Origin of the sequence: Hydrogenophaga defluvii (assembly GCF_042665235.1) — a bacterium.
GTDB lineage: Bacteria > Pseudomonadota > Gammaproteobacteria > Burkholderiales > Burkholderiaceae_C > Hydrogenophaga > Hydrogenophaga defluvii_A.
On record NZ_JBHTBZ010000014.1, the window covers coordinates 1 to 16,598 of the forward strand.

At 61.9% G+C, this 16,598-nt stretch carries 19 protein-coding genes; 12 read left to right on the forward strand and 7 right to left on the reverse strand.

The annotated features are described in order from the left end of the window. Positions 1–76 precede the first annotated feature (76 nt). Positions 77–664, reverse strand: coding sequence for a hypothetical protein (locus tag ACFQU0_RS06390; protein ID WP_382199337.1), 588 nt, complete (start codon positions 662–664; stop codon positions 77–79). Beyond that, entirely contained in the window at positions 661–1,047 is a 387-nt protein-coding gene (locus ACFQU0_RS06395; RefSeq protein WP_382199338.1) for a hypothetical protein, read from the reverse strand. The genes ACFQU0_RS06390 and ACFQU0_RS06395 overlap by 4 nt, the downstream gene beginning before the upstream one ends. A 316-nt stretch (positions 1,048–1,363) precedes the next feature. Here ACFQU0_RS06395 and ACFQU0_RS06400 point away from each other — a divergent pair, with 316 nt between their 5' ends. Both ACFQU0_RS06400 and dnaB read left to right on the forward strand, forming a co-directional pair. Then, positions 1,364–2,296, forward strand: a complete 933-nt coding sequence (locus ACFQU0_RS06400) for a hypothetical protein (RefSeq protein ID WP_382199339.1) — start codon at positions 1,364–1,366, stop codon at positions 2,294–2,296. Between the two features lie 244 nt (positions 2,297–2,540). Next, positions 2,541–3,968: a replicative DNA helicase gene (gene dnaB / locus ACFQU0_RS06405; RefSeq protein ID WP_382199340.1), complete on the forward strand. Its 1,428-nt coding sequence runs from the start codon at positions 2,541–2,543 to the stop codon at positions 3,966–3,968. Positions 3,969–3,988: 20 nt separating this feature from the next. Here the strand turns inward: dnaB and ACFQU0_RS06410 are convergent, their stop codons facing one another. From ACFQU0_RS06410 to ACFQU0_RS06425, 4 genes are all read right to left on the reverse strand, one after another. Beyond that, positions 3,989–4,786, reverse strand: a complete 798-nt coding sequence (locus ACFQU0_RS06410) for a CE1 family esterase (protein WP_382199341.1) — start codon at positions 4,784–4,786, stop codon at positions 3,989–3,991. A gap of 151 nt (positions 4,787–4,937) precedes the next feature. Further along, positions 4,938–6,644 (reverse strand): PhoH family protein, encoded by a 1,707-nt coding sequence (locus ACFQU0_RS06415; protein ID WP_382199342.1) that lies wholly within the window; start codon positions 6,642–6,644, stop codon positions 4,938–4,940. A 210-nt stretch (positions 6,645–6,854) separates the two neighbouring features. Further along, positions 6,855–7,331, reverse strand: coding sequence for a peroxiredoxin (locus ACFQU0_RS06420; RefSeq protein ID WP_382199343.1), 477 nt, complete (start codon positions 7,329–7,331; stop codon positions 6,855–6,857). Between the two features lie 120 nt (positions 7,332–7,451). Beyond that, positions 7,452–7,844 carry an Mth938-like domain-containing protein gene (locus tag ACFQU0_RS06425; RefSeq protein WP_382199344.1) on the reverse strand — a complete coding sequence of 131 codons (393 nt, stop codon included), beginning with the start codon at positions 7,842–7,844 and terminating at the stop codon, positions 7,452–7,454. Between the two features lie 88 nt (positions 7,845–7,932). Here ACFQU0_RS06425 and ACFQU0_RS06430 point away from each other — a divergent pair, with 88 nt between their 5' ends. Genes ACFQU0_RS06430 through ACFQU0_RS06475 form a run of 10 tightly spaced genes read left to right on the forward strand, consistent with a single transcriptional unit; the run spans position 7,933 to position 15,647 of the window. Continuing rightward, a complete protein-coding gene (locus ACFQU0_RS06430) occupies positions 7,933–9,171 on the forward strand; it encodes a pyridoxal phosphate-dependent aminotransferase (protein ID WP_382199345.1) in 1,239 nt (412 codons plus the stop codon). Between the two features lie 47 nt (positions 9,172–9,218). Then, on the forward strand, positions 9,219–10,541 hold the full coding sequence (locus ACFQU0_RS06435) for a homoserine dehydrogenase (protein WP_382199346.1): 1,323 nt from the start codon (positions 9,219–9,221) through the stop codon (positions 10,539–10,541). A gap of 44 nt (positions 10,542–10,585) precedes the next feature. Further along, on the forward strand, positions 10,586–10,855 hold the full coding sequence (locus ACFQU0_RS06440; protein WP_382199347.1) for a type II toxin-antitoxin system prevent-host-death family antitoxin: 270 nt from the start codon (positions 10,586–10,588) through the stop codon (positions 10,853–10,855). A gap of 6 nt (positions 10,856–10,861) precedes the next feature. Beyond that, the gene (locus ACFQU0_RS06445; protein ID WP_382199348.1) at positions 10,862–11,290 is read left to right on the forward strand and encodes a type II toxin-antitoxin system VapC family toxin; all 429 of its coding nucleotides are present in this window, start codon (positions 10,862–10,864) and stop codon (positions 11,288–11,290) included. Positions 11,291–11,297: 7 nt separating this feature from the next. Further along, positions 11,298–12,725 (forward strand): threonine synthase, encoded by a 1,428-nt coding sequence (thrC, locus tag ACFQU0_RS06450; RefSeq protein WP_382199349.1) that lies wholly within the window; start codon positions 11,298–11,300, stop codon positions 12,723–12,725. Further along, positions 12,722–13,975 carry a molybdopterin molybdotransferase MoeA gene (locus tag ACFQU0_RS06455; RefSeq protein WP_382199350.1) on the forward strand — a complete coding sequence of 418 codons (1,254 nt, stop codon included), beginning with the start codon at positions 12,722–12,724 and terminating at the stop codon, positions 13,973–13,975. Before thrC ends, ACFQU0_RS06455 begins: the two co-directional genes overlap by 4 nt. Beyond that, on the forward strand, positions 13,972–14,226 hold the full coding sequence (gene moaD, locus ACFQU0_RS06460; protein ID WP_382199351.1) for a molybdopterin converting factor subunit 1: 255 nt from the start codon (positions 13,972–13,974) through the stop codon (positions 14,224–14,226). The genes ACFQU0_RS06455 and moaD overlap by 4 nt, the downstream gene beginning before the upstream one ends. Continuing rightward, positions 14,223–14,396: a VOC family protein gene (locus ACFQU0_RS06465; protein ID WP_382199352.1), complete on the forward strand. Its 174-nt coding sequence runs from the start codon at positions 14,223–14,225 to the stop codon at positions 14,394–14,396. Before moaD ends, ACFQU0_RS06465 begins: the two co-directional genes overlap by 4 nt. Positions 14,397–14,421: 25 nt before the next feature. Then, positions 14,422–14,901, forward strand: coding sequence for a molybdenum cofactor biosynthesis protein MoaE (locus tag ACFQU0_RS06470; protein ID WP_382199353.1), 480 nt, complete (start codon positions 14,422–14,424; stop codon positions 14,899–14,901). Then, the gene (locus ACFQU0_RS06475) at positions 14,868–15,647 is read left to right on the forward strand and encodes a GNAT family N-acetyltransferase (protein WP_382199354.1); all 780 of its coding nucleotides are present in this window, start codon (positions 14,868–14,870) and stop codon (positions 15,645–15,647) included. The genes ACFQU0_RS06470 and ACFQU0_RS06475 overlap by 34 nt, the downstream gene beginning before the upstream one ends. Positions 15,648–15,658: 11 nt before the next feature. Here ACFQU0_RS06475 and ACFQU0_RS06480 read toward each other — a convergent pair whose 3' ends face one another. Continuing rightward, on the reverse strand, positions 15,659–16,528 hold the full coding sequence (locus ACFQU0_RS06480) for a helix-turn-helix domain-containing protein (RefSeq protein WP_382199355.1): 870 nt from the start codon (positions 16,526–16,528) through the stop codon (positions 15,659–15,661). Positions 16,529–16,598 lie beyond the last annotated feature (70 nt).

The window sequence follows — 16,598 nt, forward strand, 5'->3', positions numbered from 1 at the left end:
CACCGTGAGCCCCTCAGGGCTCTATCCAGGGTGGGTCAATATTGGATGGAAACGGTGGGTCAGAATTCGGTGGAAATCAACATTCATGCAGCCAGAACTTGCCGCTGGCCTCGTTGACTTCGTCGGACTTGTTGTAGACCCGGAGCACGACTTCATCCCGTCCGAAGGTGAAGGTCTGCACCTTGCGGTTCTTGCGGTGCTGGCTGTCCTTTTCGGTCAGGGTGATGAAGTTGTCCTCGTTGAAATCCACCAGAGGCAGGTGAAAGTCAAACGCGAAGTCGCAGCGTGAAAGGCCCTCGGGCCGGGCAGGTAGGTAACCCAGAGATTCCGCCCAAGCGAGAAACGAGTCGTGCAGCGCCTTGGCCCCTCGGTGCCACAGGGCAACACTGCGGAAGGTGACAAAGAAATTCGGATCGTTGAACTCCCCGAACTGGATTACCCATTGCTGGTTGCTGATCATGAAGGGGTAGCCAGAGCGTGTCCCGCCGCGCGATAGCTCAAATGCCATGCCGCCCAGTTCGACCACCAGCGGATCACGCGATTTGCTTTGGAAGCGGGTTTCCCGCTTGACCCGCAGCGCGTCGAAGTCCAGGGACGTGGCAGCAGCTGGGCGCAGGTAGTACGCGCACTCGACGGTATCCAGTCCAGACAGCAACAGGTTCATTGCGCGTTCTCGTCAACAAGAAGCTGGCTCGTGAACAGCTGCTGTGGCGATTCGTTGCCCAACTCTCGTTCAAGTTCGGCAAAGTGCTTGTTTGAAAGGTTGCGGTAGTCCTGCGCAATGCCCACTGCAACATAGAGCGCCTTGCCGTTTTCATCTTTGGTGAAGAAGGCCCCAGGAGCGGCAGGCAGCCCACGCTCCATCTCAGCAAGTGCTGACGCCAGCAGGTCACCGACGATCTGCGTCTTTGTTTTGTTAGGGTATAGCTCGCACAGTGCGGCAATCTTGGCCGCAACGTGCACGGGCAACCGGAAGGACTGCTGCTTGGTAGTCAGGCGGCTGTTGTCCGGCGCTGCCCAGAGGGAAGAGAGGTGCTTGGCATCCATGTCGACTCCTAGTGTTGATTGAATGTTATATGACATTCATCCGATGGTCAACACGTGTCAGCGGCACCGCGCCTGCCTGTCGGCACGTCTCGGTGCCCCTCCCACGTTCATGGACTCAAAAACGAGAGACAGGACAGCCTAGCACTTGTATCATGGTGTATCTGTAACCCCCCGTGTTACCTAAACGGACACCTTTCTAAAATCAAACACTGATTTATTTTAATTTGACTCTTTTTATGATGACTTTCTTTGATCATCTTGCTTATTTTGCCCAATGAAAAAAAATCTAGTACCAGGCATGATTGAGCCGTGTGAAATGGATTTGCTTTATGATGTAGGTCTTTCGCGAAAACTGCATGCTAATGAGGTGATTTGTGAGTTTGGTGCATATTTTGGTCGGAGTACTTGCAGTTTGGCGCAGGGTTTGATTGATGGGGAGATCGAATATCTCGACCGAAGAACGCCTCCACTGCATACATATGATATTTTTTCATGTCGGGAATCCAGTTATTTTTCCCAGTATGTTTTAGCGGATGCTGCCTCCATACAGTCAAGTCACTTGCTTGAGAGAACGTTTAATAGAGTTAGTTGGTTGAAACTATTTGAACGCTGTACAGCTGATTTGCCAGATGGGCTTCTTGCCTATCATGTGTGTGAGCTCAAAAATGCAGAGCCGCCTGATGCTATTATAGCGGGAGTCTTGTTTGATGCTCCAAAATGGTTTCAAGAATATATTCAGATATTAGAAAAATTCGGTCCAAAAATGAGGATTGGATGTCTCATTGTATTCCAAGACTATTTTTATCACTGGTCGGCAACGGTGATTGCGGCAATACAAATTATGATGGATAGGGGACTTATTGAGCCGCAGGAGACTGCTGCATCTTCTCTATTGGTGAAAGTTGTCAGGAAGATCTCGATTCAAGAAATTCAAGAGATCAAAGAAGATTTTCAGTCTTGTGATGTAGTGGAGAAAATTTCTGCTTCGATCGCATATTTTGACAGTTTTGAAATTAATCAGCGTGATAGATTTTTTTCAAGGTTGGAGTTGGCCGCTATTCAGTATCTGATGGAGCGCGGCATGGCTGATGTTGCCAAAGAAAGATTGGCAACTTTGAAGCGCAAGGCGGGTAATTCTTTATCCCCAAGTGTGGTTAAAGATTTTCAGGATTTGCAAAGCCATAATTTTTCATTGCGTTCAGTTTATGAGGCCGACGTTGATGCCTCTATCGACGGTGAAATCGGCTAGCCAGTACTCTTCTACGGTGGCTCCGGGGAGCCAAAACGACAAGGTTCCGTACGCAAGTACGGGACCTTTTTCGTTTGTGCGCCATGCCCACATGGATGGCCCCAGGAAGGGCCACGGGTCGGGCCACTGGTCGGGCCGTTGCACATTGCACAGGGTGCCCCCACGTGTTGCACAAGCCATCCCCAGGTTTGTCCACAGGCGCGGCCGCGAGCTGACATACCATCAACATTTGCTCAGGATGTCCATGAACACTGCTTTGCCCGCCCCGTTTGAAGCCCTCGAAGACAGCAGCTACGGCGCAGACCGCGAGGTGGCGCAGCTGCGCATTCCGCCGCACTCCATCGAGGCCGAATCGAGCGTGTTGGGTGGTTTGCTGTTGGACAACGGCGCCTGGGACCGTGTGGGCGATCTGATCAAGGACACCGACTTTTACCGTTACGAGCACCGTCTCATCTTCACGGCGGTGGCCGCGTTGATCAATGGTTCCAAGCCGGCGGACGTGATCACGGTGTTTGAGCAGTTGCAAAGCCAGGGCCGGGCCGAAGAGGTGGGTGGGTTGGCGTACCTCAACTCCCTGGCGCAGTACGTGCCCAGTGCGGCCAACATCCGCCGCTACGCTGAAATCGTGCGCGAGCGGGGCATCCTGCGCAAGCTGTTGTCGGCCAGCGATGAGATTGCCACCAACGCCTTCAACCCGCAGGGCAGGGCGGTGGCACAAATTCTGGACGAAGCCGAACAGAAGATCTTCAACATCGGCGAAGAAGGCTCGCGCATGAAACAGGGTTTCCAGAGCATGGACACCCTGGTGGTGCAGCTGCTGGACCGTGTGCAGGAGATGGCCGACAACCCCAACGACGTGACGGGCGTGCCCACCGGCTTCATTGACCTGGACCGAATGACATCTGGCCTTCAGGCGGGCGATCTGGTGGTGCTGGCGGCGCGCCCTTCCATGGGAAAAACGGCGTTCGCCATCAACATCGCCGAGCATGTGGCGCTCAATGAAGGGTTGCCGGTGGCCGTGTTCTCCATGGAAATGGGCGCATCCCAACTGGCGGTGCGTGTGGTGGGTTCCATCGGTCGCATCAACCAAGGCCACCTGCGCACCGGCAAACTCACCGACGACGAATGGCCGCGACTGACCGAAGCCATCGAAAAGCTGCGCACCGTGTCGTTGCACATCGACGAGACGCCGGGTTTGACGCCAAGCGAGCTGCGCGCGAACGCGAGGCGCCTGTCGCGCCAGTGTGGCAAGCTGGGTTTGATCGTGGTCGACTACCTGCAGCTCATGAGTGGCTCCAGCACGGCGGGTGGCGACAACCGCGCCACCGAACTGGGCGAAATTTCGCGCGGTCTCAAGATGCTGGCCAAGGAGTTGCAGTGCCCGGTGATCGCGCTGTCGCAGCTCAACCGCTCGGTGGAGCAGCGCACCGACAAGCGCCCGATGATGAGCGACTTGCGCGAATCCGGCGCCATCGAGCAGGACGCGGACATCATCATGTTCATCTACCGCGACGAGTACTACACCCGCGAGGCCTGCAAAGAGCCGGGTGTCGCCGAAATCATCATCGGCAAGCAGCGCAACGGCCCCACGGGCACGGTGAAGCTGGCCTTCCTCAACGCGTTGACGCGCTTTGAGAGCTTGGCGCCGGGCTACGGCGGCGGCGATTTCTAACACGCCTGTCGGCGCCGGTGTCAGGGGCGGCGGTGCCGCTCAAAGAAGCGCCAGATCTCGCGTGTCGCATCAAACGCTGAAGTTGGGTCGTCGGCGCCGGGAGCGCCACGCAAACCGCCGGGCCACGCATGCCCCAGGCCCGTGACCAGCACACGCTCCACATCTCGACCTTTGGCGCAGCTGTATTGCCAATGCACGTGGGTGGGCAAAAACTGCTTGTCGGGGCCGGGCTGACAGCCGTTGGCTTGCGCCCAGTACAGGCTCTGAGCTGACACCGGCAGCAGCGGCCGTCCGCTCCACGCCTGCCGGAACCGCCCACCAGGCGGCCCGCCATCCACCGGAATGGACGCGTCAAGCTCACCATTGACGATGAAGGTGGGAACGGGCAAAGCCGCAGGGGGTTCGTCACCGAACAAAGAGGCCATCACCGGCGCGATGGCCGCCCAACGTTGTGGGTAGGCGGCCGCCACCCGGTGCACCATCATGCCGCCGTTGGATAGGCCGGTCGCGTAGAGGCGTTTGGGGTCAAGGGGGTGCTGCCTCAGCACGTCATTGAGCAAGGCCTCTATGAAGCCGGTGTCGTTCACACGCTGGCGCATGGCCGTGCCACAACAATGTTGGGCGTTCCACGTGCCCAGCCGTTGCCCCGCCGCCGATGTGCCTTGGGGGTACAACACGGCAAAGCCTTGCTGGCGTCCCAGCTCGGTGAAGCGGGTCATGCGCTCCACGTTCAGCGCATCGCCGCCACCGCCGTGGAACACCACCACCAGCGGCCAACCGCTGGCGTCTGCCGGTTTGCCCGGCGGCAGCCGCAACAAGTAGAGCCGTTTCTGCCCTTGAAACGTCAATGGCTGTGTGGCGCCTTCCGCGCGAGGCCCGACGCCAGACGTGGCGTGTACCTGAGTCGCCAGACATAGTCCGGCGCCCAGCACCCATGCCCAGCGTCGCGTCATCGGGCGTTGCCAGGTGTCAGAGCACGTCGCTGGCAAAATCCGCCAGCCTGGAACGTTCACCCCGCGCCAGCGTGATGTGACCGCCATGGGGCCACCCCTTGAAGCGGTCCACTGCAAAGGTCAGGCCGCTGGATCCTTCGGTGAGGTAGGGCGTGTCGATCTGTGCCAGGTTGCCCATGCAGATGATCTTGGTGCCCGGGCCGGCACGGGTGATCAGTGTCTTCATCTGCTTGGGCGTGAGGTTTTGTGCCTCGTCGATGATGACGTACTTGTTCATGAAGGTGCGCCCGCGCATGAAGTTCATGCTCTTGACCTTGATGCGGCTGCGGATCAGCTCGTTGGTGGCCGCGCGGCCCCACTCGCCCGCGTTGCCGCCGTCGCCCTTGGCCAGAAATTCGAGGTTGTCGTCCAGCGCACCCATCCAGGGGCCCATCTTTTCTTCCTCGGTGCCAGGCAGAAAACCAATGTCCTCGCCCACGCTCACGGTGGCTCGGGTCATGATGATTTCGGTGTAACGGCGGTCGTCCAGCACCTGTGTGAGGCCGGCGGCCAGGGCCATCAGCGTTTTGCCGGTGCCGGCCGTGCCGGCGAGCGTGACAAAGTCCACCTCCGGGTCCATCAGCAGGTTGAGGGCGAAGTTCTGCTCGCGGTTGCGGCTGCTCACGCCCCACACCGCGTTTTTCAGGTGGGTGTAGTCCTTGAGGGTCTTGAGTACCGCGGTCTTGTCGCGGATTTCGACCACACGCGCATAGAGCGGCGGCTCGCCTGGCGCCTCAAAGTACACAAACTGGTTGATGTGGAAGTGCGTCACCGTCGGGCCACTCACGCGGTAGAAGGTGTGGCTGCCCTGTTGCCAGCTCTCGATGGTTTTGCTTTGCAGCGTCCAGAAGTCGGTGGGAAGTGCCAGTGCGCCTGAATACAGCAATTCGCCGTCGTCCAGCGTCTTGTCGTTTTCGTAGTCCTCGGCGGCCAAGCCCAGCGCGCGCGCCTTGACGCGCATGTTGATGTCCTTGGACACCAGGATGACTTCGCGGTCCGGAAACTTCTGTCGCAGGCCTTCGACCACACCCAGAATCTGGTTGTCGGCCTTGCCTTGGGGCAGGCTGCTGGGCAGTTTGTCGTTGAGCGGTTCGGTCTGGAAGAACAAACGGCCACCAGCACCCGTGTGGCCCGTGCCGGCCAACGCAATGCCCTTGGTCATGTCGCCGCCGTCCTGGGCCACCAGGGCGTCCAGCGTGCGGCTGCTCTGGCGGCCGTTGCGGGCCACTTCCGTCATGCCCTTTTTGTGGCCGTCCAACTCTTCCAGCACGATCATGGGCAGGAAGATGTCGTGTTCCTCAAAGCGGAACAGGCTCATCGGGTCGTGCAGCAAGACGTTGGTGTCGAGCACGAACAGGCGCGGCTTGCTGCTGCGTTTGCTGGCGGGTGCCGCCGCCTTGACGGGCTTGGTGCGGGCTGGCGCCGGTTTGTCGGCGCTGGGTGCCAGTGCCACCACAGGAACAACAGGAGCCGATGCCACGGGCGCTTCGGTCTTGGTGTGGTTGCGTCGGGCTCGCGTGGGTTTAGCGACCACTTCGTCCGCCGCTTTCACAGGGGTGGGCGCAGGCGGTGCCAAGACCACGGTGTCCTCATCGTGGGCATCAACGCTGGCGGGTGCGTGGGTTTTGTACGCTTCGTTGGTCAGCAGGGCGGCTTTTCGGGTGGGTGCTGGAGGCAGTGGCATGTGGGCTGGGTCTGTTTCAGTGGCCGAAAAAGCAAAAAGCCGTCAGGGCAACCTGGCGGCTTGTCGTGGGAGGGGAAACCGGGTTCCGGGTCTCGGGGGCATGAATTCATTATGCACGACTGCCATGACGGCCCTGAGCACCCCGCTGGCATGTAGGCTGAAAACGACAACGCCCCGGCGTGCGGGGCGTTGTTCGATACGTTGGTTGGCTCAAGCGGCTTTTTTCAGCGCCTTGACGGCTTTTAATACGTCTTCCACGTGGCCCGGCACTTTCAGGCCGCGCCACTCTTCCTTCAGCACGCCGTCGGGGCCGATCAGGAAAGTGCTGCGCTCAATGCCCTTGACCTTCTTGCCGTACATGATCTTGTTCTTGACCACGCCGAACATGTGGCACATTTTTTCTTCGGTGTCGGCGATCAGCTCAAACGGCAGTTCCAGCTTGGTTTTGAACTCGTCGTGCGACTTCATGTTGTCGCGCGAGACACCAAACACCTGGGCGCCGGCTTTCACGAAGTCCTTGTACTTGTCGCGGAACTGCATGGCTTCCGTGGTGCAGCCGGGGGTGTTGTCCTTGGGGTAGAAATACAGCACCACGGTCTGGCCCAGGTGGGTCTGGTTGCTGACCTTCAGATTGCCCGTGGCGACGGCTTCGAATTCGGGAATGGGTTTGTTGACAACGACGGCCATACTGTGGGGACCCCTGGGTAGGTTGGTTTGATTCGTCGGATTCCCTCGGCGGCGCGAAAGCACCGTCTTCTGCCCAGATTGCGCAAAAAAACGCAGCCGAGCCGGAAACAATCTGCTATTTTACCCGGTTTGGCTGCCGGTCTCTGCATCGATCAGCAGCGCGGCCACGACGCGGCGGCCTTCGGCGGCCAGAATGTTGTAGGTGCGACAGGCGGCGGGCGTGTCCATGGTCTCCACCCCGATGTTTTGGCCGACCAACGCCCGCAGCAGCGCGGGCGGCGGGAAGCGCAGCCGCTCGCCGCTGCCAAAGACGACAAGTTCCGGGCGCAGCGCCACCAAGCTTTCAAAATGATCTGGGGTCAGCGCTTCAAAGTTGGCTGCTTGCCAGTCGAGGCGGTCTCCTCGGGCGCTCACCACCAGGCTGTGGCGCACGGGTTCGCCGTTGACCGCGACCCAACCTGGGCCGTGCCCTGTGATGGCAAGGGTGTCGAAGCGGTCGGGTTGGAGTTTCATGGGTGATGAAGATGGGGGCGCCGTCCGCTGGACGGTCTGGAAAGTATGGTGAAATTATAGGTTTCGCCCCTTCGATTCCCATTCCATCATGAGCCAGCGCCCCATTCTCAAATCGGCCAAATTGGCCAACGTGCTTTACGACGTGCGGGGCCCCATCGTTGACGCGGCCAAACAGATGGAGGATGAGGGGCAGAAGATCATCAAGCTCAACATCGGCAACCTCGCGCCTTTTGGTTTTGATGCGCCCGAGGAAATCCAGCAGGACATGATTCGCAACCTGCCCAATTCGGCCGGTTATTCCGACAGCAAAGGCATCTTCGCCGCGCGCAAGGCGGTCATGCACTACACGCAACAACAGGGCGTGCATGGCGTGACGCTGGAAGACATCTACCTGGGCAACGGCGCCAGCGAACTGATCGTGATGGCTGCCAACGCGCTGCTGGACAACGGTGACGAGTTGCTCGTGCCCTCACCCGACTACCCGCTGTGGACGGCCGCCACCAGCCTGTCGGGCGGCACGCCCGTGCACTACCGTTGCGACGAGAACGACGGCTGGCAGCCCGACCTGGCCGACATGCGGGCCAAGATCACGCCGCGCACCAAGGGCATCGTGGTCATCAACCCCAACAACCCCACCGGTGTGATGTACAGCGACGAGCTGCTCAAGGGTATCGTGGCCCTTGGGCGCGAATTTGGCCTGGTCATCCTGGCCGACGAGGTCTACGACAAGGTGCTTTACGACGGCGTGAAACACACCGCCATGGCCAGCTTGTCCACCGACGTGCTGACCCTGACCTTCAACTCCCTGTCCAAGGCCTACCGCTCCTGCGGTTACCGTGCCGGTTGGATGGTGCTGTCGGGTCCCAAGACCATCGCCAAGGACTTCATTGAAGGCCTGAACATGCTGGCCAACCTCAAGCTGGGCTCCAACGTGCCCGGCCAGTGGGCCATCCAGACGGCGCTGGGCGGCTACCAGAGCATCCAGGACCTGGTGAAGGAGGGCGGGCGCCTGCGCCGCCAGCGCGACCTGGCCTACGAGCTGATCACGGCGATTCCGGGCGTGAGCTGCGTCAAGCCACAGGCGGCGCTGTACATGTTCCCGCGCCTGGACCCCAAGGTCTATCCCATCGAGGACGACCGCCAGTTCTTCATGGAGGTGCTGCGCGAGACGCGCGTGATGCTGGTGCAGGGCTCAGGCTTCAATTACCCCGACAACCAGCACTTCCGCATTGTCTTCCTGCCGCACGAGGACGATTTGCGCGAGGCCATCGAGCGCATTGCGCGCTTCCTGGAACGCTACCGAAAACGCATGGTGGTGGCCGCCTGAAGCGCCACCCCGATCCCCTTTTTGCAACGACGACCGGAAACCGAGAGATGAAACCGATTCAAGTGGGCCTGCTGGGCATTGGCACCGTGGGCAGCGGCACGTTCAACGTGCTCAAGCGCAATCAGGAAGAGATCACGCGCCGTGCGGGTCGGGGCATCGAAATCACCATGGTGGCCGATCTCGACGTGGCGCGCGCCAAGGCGGTGGTGGGCGAGGGAGTTCAGGTGGTCAATGATGCCGCGGCGGTCATCGCCAACCCCGACATCGACATCATCATCGAGCTGATCGGCGGCTACGGCATTGCCAAGAAACTGGTGCTGGACGCCATCGCCGCCGGCAAACACGTGGTCACCGCCAACAAGGCGCTGCTGGCCGTGCACGGCACCGAAATTTTTGCAGCTGCGTCGGCCAAAGGTGTGGTGGTGGCGTTTGAAGCGGCCGTGGCCGGTGGCATTCCCATCATCAAGGCGCTGCGCGAAGGCCTGACCGCCAACCGCATCCAATGGCTGGCCGGCATCATCAACGGCACCACCAACTTCATCCTGTCCGAGATGCGCGACAAGGGCCTGGACTTCGACGTGGTGCTCAAAGAGGCGCAACGCCTGGGCTACGCCGAGGCCGACCCCACCTTCGACATCGAAGGCGTGGACGCTGCACACAAGGTCACGCTGATGAGCGCCATCGCCTACGGCATCCCGGTGCAGTTCGACAAAGCCTATGTCGAAGGCATCACCAAGCTCGGCGCTGCTGACATCAAATACGCCGAACAACTGGGTTACCGCATCAAGCTGCTGGGCATCACCAAACGCACTGCCAAGGGCATTGAGCTGCGCGTGCACCCCAGCCTGGTGCCGGCCAAGCGCCTGATCGCCAATGTGGAAGGCGCGATGAACGCGGTCGTCGTCAACGGCGATGCCGTGGGCACCACGCTTTACTACGGCAAAGGCGCCGGCAGCGAGCCCACCGCCAGTGCCGTGATTGCCGATTTGGTGGACATCACCCGCCTGCACACCGCCGACCCGCAGCACCGCGTGCCGCACCTGGCCTTCCAGCCCAGCGCCATCAGCAACGAGGTGGTGTTGCCCATGAGCGAGGTGGTGACCAGCTACTACCTGCGCCTGCGTGTGGCCGACGAAGCCGGCGTGTTGGCCCAGGTCACCGGCATCCTGGCCGGTGCCGGCATCAGCATCGACGCCGTGCTGCAGCGCGAGGCCGATGAGGTGGGCGGCGAGGGTTCCACCCAGACCGACCTCATCATCCTGACCCACGACACCCGCGAGGGCACGATGAACGACGCCATGGCACAGATGCAGGCCCTGCCCACCGTGTTGGCGCCCATCACCCGCATCCGCAAGGAAGAACTGGCCTGATTGGGCTAGAATTGTGGCCAGAATGTCCTGAAAAGGAGACCGCCATGAACGCTGTCTGGCAAGTGCAAGAAGCGAAAAACCACTTCAGTGAGGTGATTGACCGTGCCCTGCACGAAGGGCCACAAACCGTCACGCGCCATGGTCGGCCGGTGGTGCGCGTGGTGGCGGTGGCTGATGAGGGTGCGCGCAAGGGCCCGCACACGGGTGACGGGTTTGTCGAATTTCTGCTGAGTGCGCCCAAGGTGGAAGGTGGCTTGCCAGAGATGCCGCGTGATCGCAGCGAGGGGCGTGCCCCCCTGTTTGGCGAAGATTGAACGGCAATGCGCTGGCTGCTCGACACCTGCACGCTGTCCGAATCCACCTACCTGCGGCCGCATCCTGGTGTCCAGGATTGGCTGGCTCGCCATGGCGACGATTGTGCGGTGTCGGCGGCTTCGTTCGGTGAAATTCACTACGGTGTGGCCTGTCTGCCTCCCAGCGCCAAACGCAACCAACTGCAGGCATGGGCGCTGGCGCTGGCGCAGCGCTTTGAAGGGCGCGTGCTGAAAACCGATGAGGCCGTCTGGCGGCAGTTTGGTGACCTCAAGGCGTCGCTGCGGGCTATGGGCCGCATGCAGGACGCGCTGGACATGGTCATTGCCGCCACAGCGCTCCACCACGGTCTGACAATCGTCACCCGCAACACCCGCCATTTCGAAGACACGGGCATCCGGCTCGTCAACCCCTGGGCCGATGAACCCTCGGCATGAAAACCCTATGAACTACCTTTCGACCCGTGGCGACCGCACGCCGCGCCGCTTCTGCGACATCCTGCTCGAAGGCCTGGCGCCCGATGGTGGCCTGTACCTGCCCGAGCGCTACCCGCAGGTGGACGCGGCCACCCTGGCGCGCTGGCGCAAGGTCTACCACGAGCAGAGCTACGCCGATCTGGCCTTCGAGGTGCTGTCGCTCTACATCGACGACATCCCCGCCGCCGACCTGCGCGCCATCTGCCAGAAGACCTACACCGCAGAGGTGTTTGGCACGGGCGAGATCGTGCCGCTGCGACATGTGGAAAACGGCCTCTGGCTGGAAGCCCTGTCCAACGGCCCCACGCTGGCCTTCAAGGACATGGCCATGCAGCTGCTGGGCCACTTGTTCGAGTACGAACTGGGCCGGCGCGGCGAGCAGCTCAACATCCTGGGCGCGACTTCCGGCGACACCGGCAGCGCGGCCGAATACGCCATGCGTGGCAAGGCAGGTGTGCGCGTGTTCATGACCAGCCCTCACGGCCGCATGAGCCCCTTCCAGCAGGCGCAGATGTTCAGCCTGCAGGACGCCAACATCCACAACATCGCCATCGAAGGTGTGTTTGATGACTGCCAGGACATCGTCAAGGCGGTCAGCAACGACCTCGAGTTCAAGCGCAAGTACAAGATCGGCACGGTCAACTCCATCAACTGGGCGCGCTTGTTGGCCCAGGTGGTGTATTACTTTGCCGGTTACTTTCAGGCCACCACGAAAGACGACCAGCAGGTGTCCTTCACCGTGCCCAGCGGCAACTTCGGCAACGTCTGTGCCGGCCACGTGGCCCGCATGATGGGCCTGCCCATCGCGCAGCTGGTGGTGGCCACCAACGAAAACGACGTGCTCGACGAGTTTTTCCGCACCGGCGTCTACCGCGTGCGCGGCAGTGCCGACACGCACGAGACGTCCAGCCCGTCCATGGACATCAGCAAGGCCAGCAACTTCGAGCGCTTCGTGTTCGATCTGCTGGGCCGCGACGCCGGGCGCACTGCCGATCTGTTCGGCCCGCAACTGGCGAAGCACGGCCGTTTCGATTTGAGCGCCGACCCGCTGTTTGCCCAGGCCGCCGGCCGCTACGGTTTTGTCAGCGGCAAAAGCACCCACGCCGACCGCCTGGCCACCATCCGCGATTGCTGGAGCCGCCACGGCCTGATGATCGACACCCACACCGCCGACGGTGTGAAGGTGGCGCGCGAGCATCTGCAAGCCGGTGTGCCCATGGTGGTGCTGGAGACGGCCTTGCCCATCAAGTTCGCCGGCACCATCGTGGAAGCGCTGGGCCGTGAGCCCGAGCGCCCGGCCAAGTTCGTGGGCATCGAAGACCTGCCCAAGCGGGTGCTGGTCATGCCCGCGCAGGCCAATCAGGTCAAGGCCTACATCGCCCAGCACTGCGCATGAGCGTGACCCCGAGCCCTCGCCCTGGTTTGCGCCCGCTGGAGGACGCACTGGCCGATCTGTTGAACGACACGGCGGCGTTGGCTGGTGTCCAGAAGGTGCCCACCTTCGAGGCCGATGGCCGTGTGCTGGCGCAAGACCTCGTCAGCGCTTTGGACGTGCCTGGCCACGACAACACCTCGATGGACGGCTACGCGGTGCGTGTGGCCGACTTGGCGCAGGCGGCTGGTGCCCCGCTGGTGGTCTCGCAGCGCATCCCGGCAGGCCACTTCGGCGGCCCGCTGCTGCCCGGCACCGTGGCACGTATCTTCACGGGGGCGCCCGTGCCGGCAGGTGCCGACGCGGTGGTGATGCAGGAGGAGGCACAAGCGCAAGAGGACGGGCGTGTGTCCTTCTCCAGCCAACCGGTTGTTGGGCAATGGATTCGTCGCCAGGGGGAGGACGTGCAAAAAGGCGGCACCGTGTTGGCCGCCGGCACGCGCCTGGGGCCGGCCGAGCTTGGCCTGGCGGCGAGCATTGGGTTTGCGGAGTTGGCGGTGGCGCCTCGCGTGCGTGTGGCCTTGTTCTCGACCGGGGACGAGCTGGTCATGCCGGGCGCTGTTGCACCGGCGGACATGAAGCCTGGCGCCATTTACAACTCCAACCGTTTTTTTCTGCGCGCCTTGCTGCTGCGTTTGGGATGTGAGGTCAGCGATCTGGGCATCGTGCCCGATCAACGCGAGGCCACCTTGCAGGCATTGAGTGAAGCCGCTCAAAGCCACGACCTCATCCTCACCAGCGGCGGGGTTTCGGTGGGCGAAGAAGACCACATCAAGCCCGCTGTGCAGGCGCTGGGGCACCTGGACCTGTGGCAGATCGGCATGAAACCCGGGAAGCCGTTTGCCCATGGCCGGGTGGGCGTTGCACATTTCATTGGCTTGCCGGGCAACCCGGTGTCCAGCTTCGTCACCTTTTTGTTGCTGGTGCGGCCTTTCCTGTTGCGGCTGCAAGGCGTTGCGGTAGACGCCGCGTCGGCTCTGCCCGCAGCCGTGATGCTGCCAGCCCATTTCGACCTCCCCAAGGGCGACAAGCGCCGTGAATTTCTGCGCGCTCGACGCAATGCGTTGGGTGGTGTCGATGTGTTCCCCAACCAGAGTTCGGGCGTGTTGACCTCGGCTGTCTGGGCCGACGGCCTGATCGACAACCCGCCCGGCAATGCCATTGCCCGTGGCGATCTGGTGCGTTTCATTCCTTTGACGGACTTGCTCGCATGAAGGTCCAACTCAAGTACTTCGCCTCCATCCGTGAGGCCTTGGGGCAGGGCGGGGAAACGCTGGAAGTGGCGGCCACCACGGTGGGTGCTTTGCGCGACGAGCTGATCGCGCGTGGTGGCGCCTACGCGCAAGCCTTGGCGCGTGGCAGGGCCGTGCGCGTGGCCTTGAACCAGGCCATGGTGGGCGACGAAGCCGCTCCCCTCAGCGAGGGCGCTGAGGTGGCGTTTTTTCCGCCAGTCACCGGTGGTTGACGTTTGACGGCTTTTCGCGCGACGACCGGCGGTTTGTTGCGGCGGGCGTCCATTTTGTGCGAGAGCCGCAGGAGCAAGCCCACGGCACCGTGGCCGTTTTCATAGACCTGTACGGCAACGCCAGGGATCTGCTTCAGCCCTATGCAGACGACCGCAGCTGGCGCTGGTGACACAAGCTGGTGACACAATCGCATCATGTTGTTCTCCGTCTCCATACAAACCAAAGACTTCGACCTCAACACCGAGGTGGCACATCTGCGAAAAGGCGACACCCGCGTGGGCGCCGTGTGCGCGTTTGTGGGCACGGTGCGCGATCGCAACGACGGCCAATCGGTCAAAACGCTGGAGTTGGAGCACTACCCCGGCATGACGGAAAAAGCCATCGAGGCCATGATCGATGAAGCGCAGCGCCGCTTCGACATCTTTGGCGCTCGCGTCATCCACCGCGTGGGCTTGCTGCAGCCACTCGACCAGATTGTGCTGGTGGCGGTCACCTCGGCGCACCGGGGCGAAAGCTTCCAGGCTTGCGAGTTTTTGATGGACTACCTCAAGACCCAGGCGCCGTTCTGGAAAAAGGAAGACACGCCCGAGGGCGCGCGTTGGGTGGATGCGCGTGTGAGCGACGACCAGGCGCTGGCCAAATGGGGCATCAACGCGGGCAACGCGGGGGCGTGAGCGTGTTGCCTTCCGACGTCGAAAGCATCGAACGCGCCACGTTGGCAGCGGTGGCGCCCGAGCGCGTGGAGGCACTGCCCGGCTGGCTGCTGCCGATGGACCACGGCACCGTGGGCCGCGCCCATGCGGCCGTTCCCATCAACCATGACCCCGCAAGCGTCGCCGGGTGGGCAGCGGTGGTGGAGCGCTACCGCGCAGCGGGTTACCGGCCGGTGTTTCGTTTGCCTGAGTTGGCCGCTTGGTCCGATGTGCGCGATGAACTCTCTGCAGCTGGCTGGCTGCGTGTGCAACCCACACAAGTGCAAGTGGCAACGCTGACAGGTTTGGTGGGCGCCGACACATCCGCCTGCACGCTGGACGAACGCCCCGACGGCGCCTGGATGGCCATGTTCCTGGGCGAAGGCCTGGACCCGGTGGATGGTGCCAGCCGTTCCGCTGCACTGGCCCGCGCACAGGACAGCCGCTATGCCAGCCTGCGCGTGGATGGCGAAACCCGTGCTTGCGGCATGGCCTGTTTCGCACACGGCTGGCTCAGCGTGCATGGCATGCGCACCGTCGCAGCCCACCGTGGCCAGGGGCTGGCCACACGTGTGTTGGCGGCCATGGCTCGGGAAGCACAGTCACGCGGTATCCAGCGGGTGTTTTTGCAGGTCGATGCCAGCAATGCGCCGGCCTTGTCTTTGTACCGGCGGCTGGGGTTTGTGCCGGCTTGGACTTACGCGTACTGGCGCCCACCTGTCCTGTGAAGCTGTGGGCATCAGGTCCACAGTCGGTACAGCCAGAACGCTTCTTCCGATGCCATTTTTTGCCGCAAGGTTTCGGGGGAAAAACCGGTGAGCCGCTTTGCCACACGCCCCATGTGCGATTGGTCCGCATAGCCAGCATCCGTGGCGGCATTGGCCCAGTTCATGGACGTGGGGTGCTGCGCCACCAGATCGAGAAAGGCCGATTCGGCTTTGGCCAGGACATGCAGGTCGCGGTGGGACTGGCCAGTCCACTGTTGCATCCGGCGCTGCATCTGGCGCCAACTGCGTCCTTGCTTCGAATGCCACGCACGGTACGACATGTGCTGTAGCCAGTGGCGCAGGCGACGGTTGGGTGATGGGTATCCCGTGGTCGCGGCCAGACTGGGCCGTCGGTGCAACAAGAACCGTTCGATCAACTGAGTGGCAGCGTGTTCGCCCTCGCAACCCAACACCTCGTCCAACATGGCCAACCAGTTCGGGGGCAGGTGCTGCTGTGCGCTGACCGTCCTGTTGATCAGTGATTTTGGGGACAGGCCAGTGAGTGCTTCCAAGGCATCGGGCATCAATACCACCATCACCCCATGCGCTGGCCCTGGGTTGTGGCTGATGGTTGGGTGGGTGTGTGGTCCTGCCACCACCACTTGTGCTGGCGCCGGCCTGCGGGCACTGGTGCTCAAGGCGGGGGCGCCCGGCTCCAGGTAGTCGGCAGAGCCTGTCCACCACCAACCGATGCTGCACAAAGGTGTTGCCGGGTAGTGGCTGTAGCGGTCCTCCTCGGCCAGCGTGACGGTGGTGGTGTTCCGCGAAATGAAACAGCGCACACACGAGAGCAATGGTGGTCGGGGCAGCCACAGGCGGTTCGATGCTGCGGAAATGGGCATGGGGTGGTGGATGGTGAGGCTGCGACGGTTTCAGCAGTTTCCTATTCTCCTGTGGCAAGGCGCGTCGGCC

What these genes read in the sequence shown, in the direction of transcription:
- ACFQU0_RS06390 (WP_382199337.1), bottom strand. Translation starts at nt 664, where the DNA reads ATGAACCTGTTGCTGTCTGGACTGGATACCGTCGAGTGCGCGTACTAC.
- ACFQU0_RS06395 (WP_382199338.1), bottom strand. Translation starts at nt 1,047, where the DNA reads ATGGATGCCAAGCACCTCTCTTCCCTCTGGGCAGCGCCGGACAACAGC.
- ACFQU0_RS06400 (WP_382199339.1), top strand. Translation starts at nt 1,364, where the DNA reads ATGGATTTGCTTTATGATGTAGGTCTTTCGCGAAAACTGCATGCTAAT.
- dnaB (WP_382199340.1), top strand. Translation starts at nt 2,541, where the DNA reads ATGAACACTGCTTTGCCCGCCCCGTTTGAAGCCCTCGAAGACAGCAGC.
- ACFQU0_RS06415 (WP_382199342.1), bottom strand. Translation starts at nt 6,644, where the DNA reads ATGCCACTGCCTCCAGCACCCACCCGAAAAGCCGCCCTGCTGACCAAC.
- ACFQU0_RS06420 (WP_382199343.1), bottom strand. Translation starts at nt 7,331, where the DNA reads ATGGCCGTCGTTGTCAACAAACCCATTCCCGAATTCGAAGCCGTCGCC.
- ACFQU0_RS06425 (WP_382199344.1), bottom strand. Translation starts at nt 7,844, where the DNA reads ATGAAACTCCAACCCGACCGCTTCGACACCCTTGCCATCACAGGGCAC.
- ACFQU0_RS06430 (WP_382199345.1), top strand. Translation starts at nt 7,933, where the DNA reads ATGAGCCAGCGCCCCATTCTCAAATCGGCCAAATTGGCCAACGTGCTT.
- ACFQU0_RS06435 (WP_382199346.1), top strand. Translation starts at nt 9,219, where the DNA reads ATGAAACCGATTCAAGTGGGCCTGCTGGGCATTGGCACCGTGGGCAGC.
- ACFQU0_RS06440 (WP_382199347.1), top strand. Translation starts at nt 10,586, where the DNA reads ATGAACGCTGTCTGGCAAGTGCAAGAAGCGAAAAACCACTTCAGTGAG.
- ACFQU0_RS06445 (WP_382199348.1), top strand. Translation starts at nt 10,862, where the DNA reads ATGCGCTGGCTGCTCGACACCTGCACGCTGTCCGAATCCACCTACCTG.
- thrC (WP_382199349.1), top strand. Translation starts at nt 11,298, where the DNA reads ATGAACTACCTTTCGACCCGTGGCGACCGCACGCCGCGCCGCTTCTGC.
- ACFQU0_RS06455 (WP_382199350.1), top strand. Translation starts at nt 12,722, where the DNA reads ATGAGCGTGACCCCGAGCCCTCGCCCTGGTTTGCGCCCGCTGGAGGAC.
- moaD (WP_382199351.1), top strand. Translation starts at nt 13,972, where the DNA reads ATGAAGGTCCAACTCAAGTACTTCGCCTCCATCCGTGAGGCCTTGGGG.
- ACFQU0_RS06470 (WP_382199353.1), top strand. Translation starts at nt 14,422, where the DNA reads ATGTTGTTCTCCGTCTCCATACAAACCAAAGACTTCGACCTCAACACC.
- ACFQU0_RS06475 (WP_382199354.1), top strand. Translation starts at nt 14,868, where the DNA reads ATGGGGCATCAACGCGGGCAACGCGGGGGCGTGAGCGTGTTGCCTTCC.
- ACFQU0_RS06480 (WP_382199355.1), bottom strand. Translation starts at nt 16,528, where the DNA reads ATGCCCATTTCCGCAGCATCGAACCGCCTGTGGCTGCCCCGACCACCA.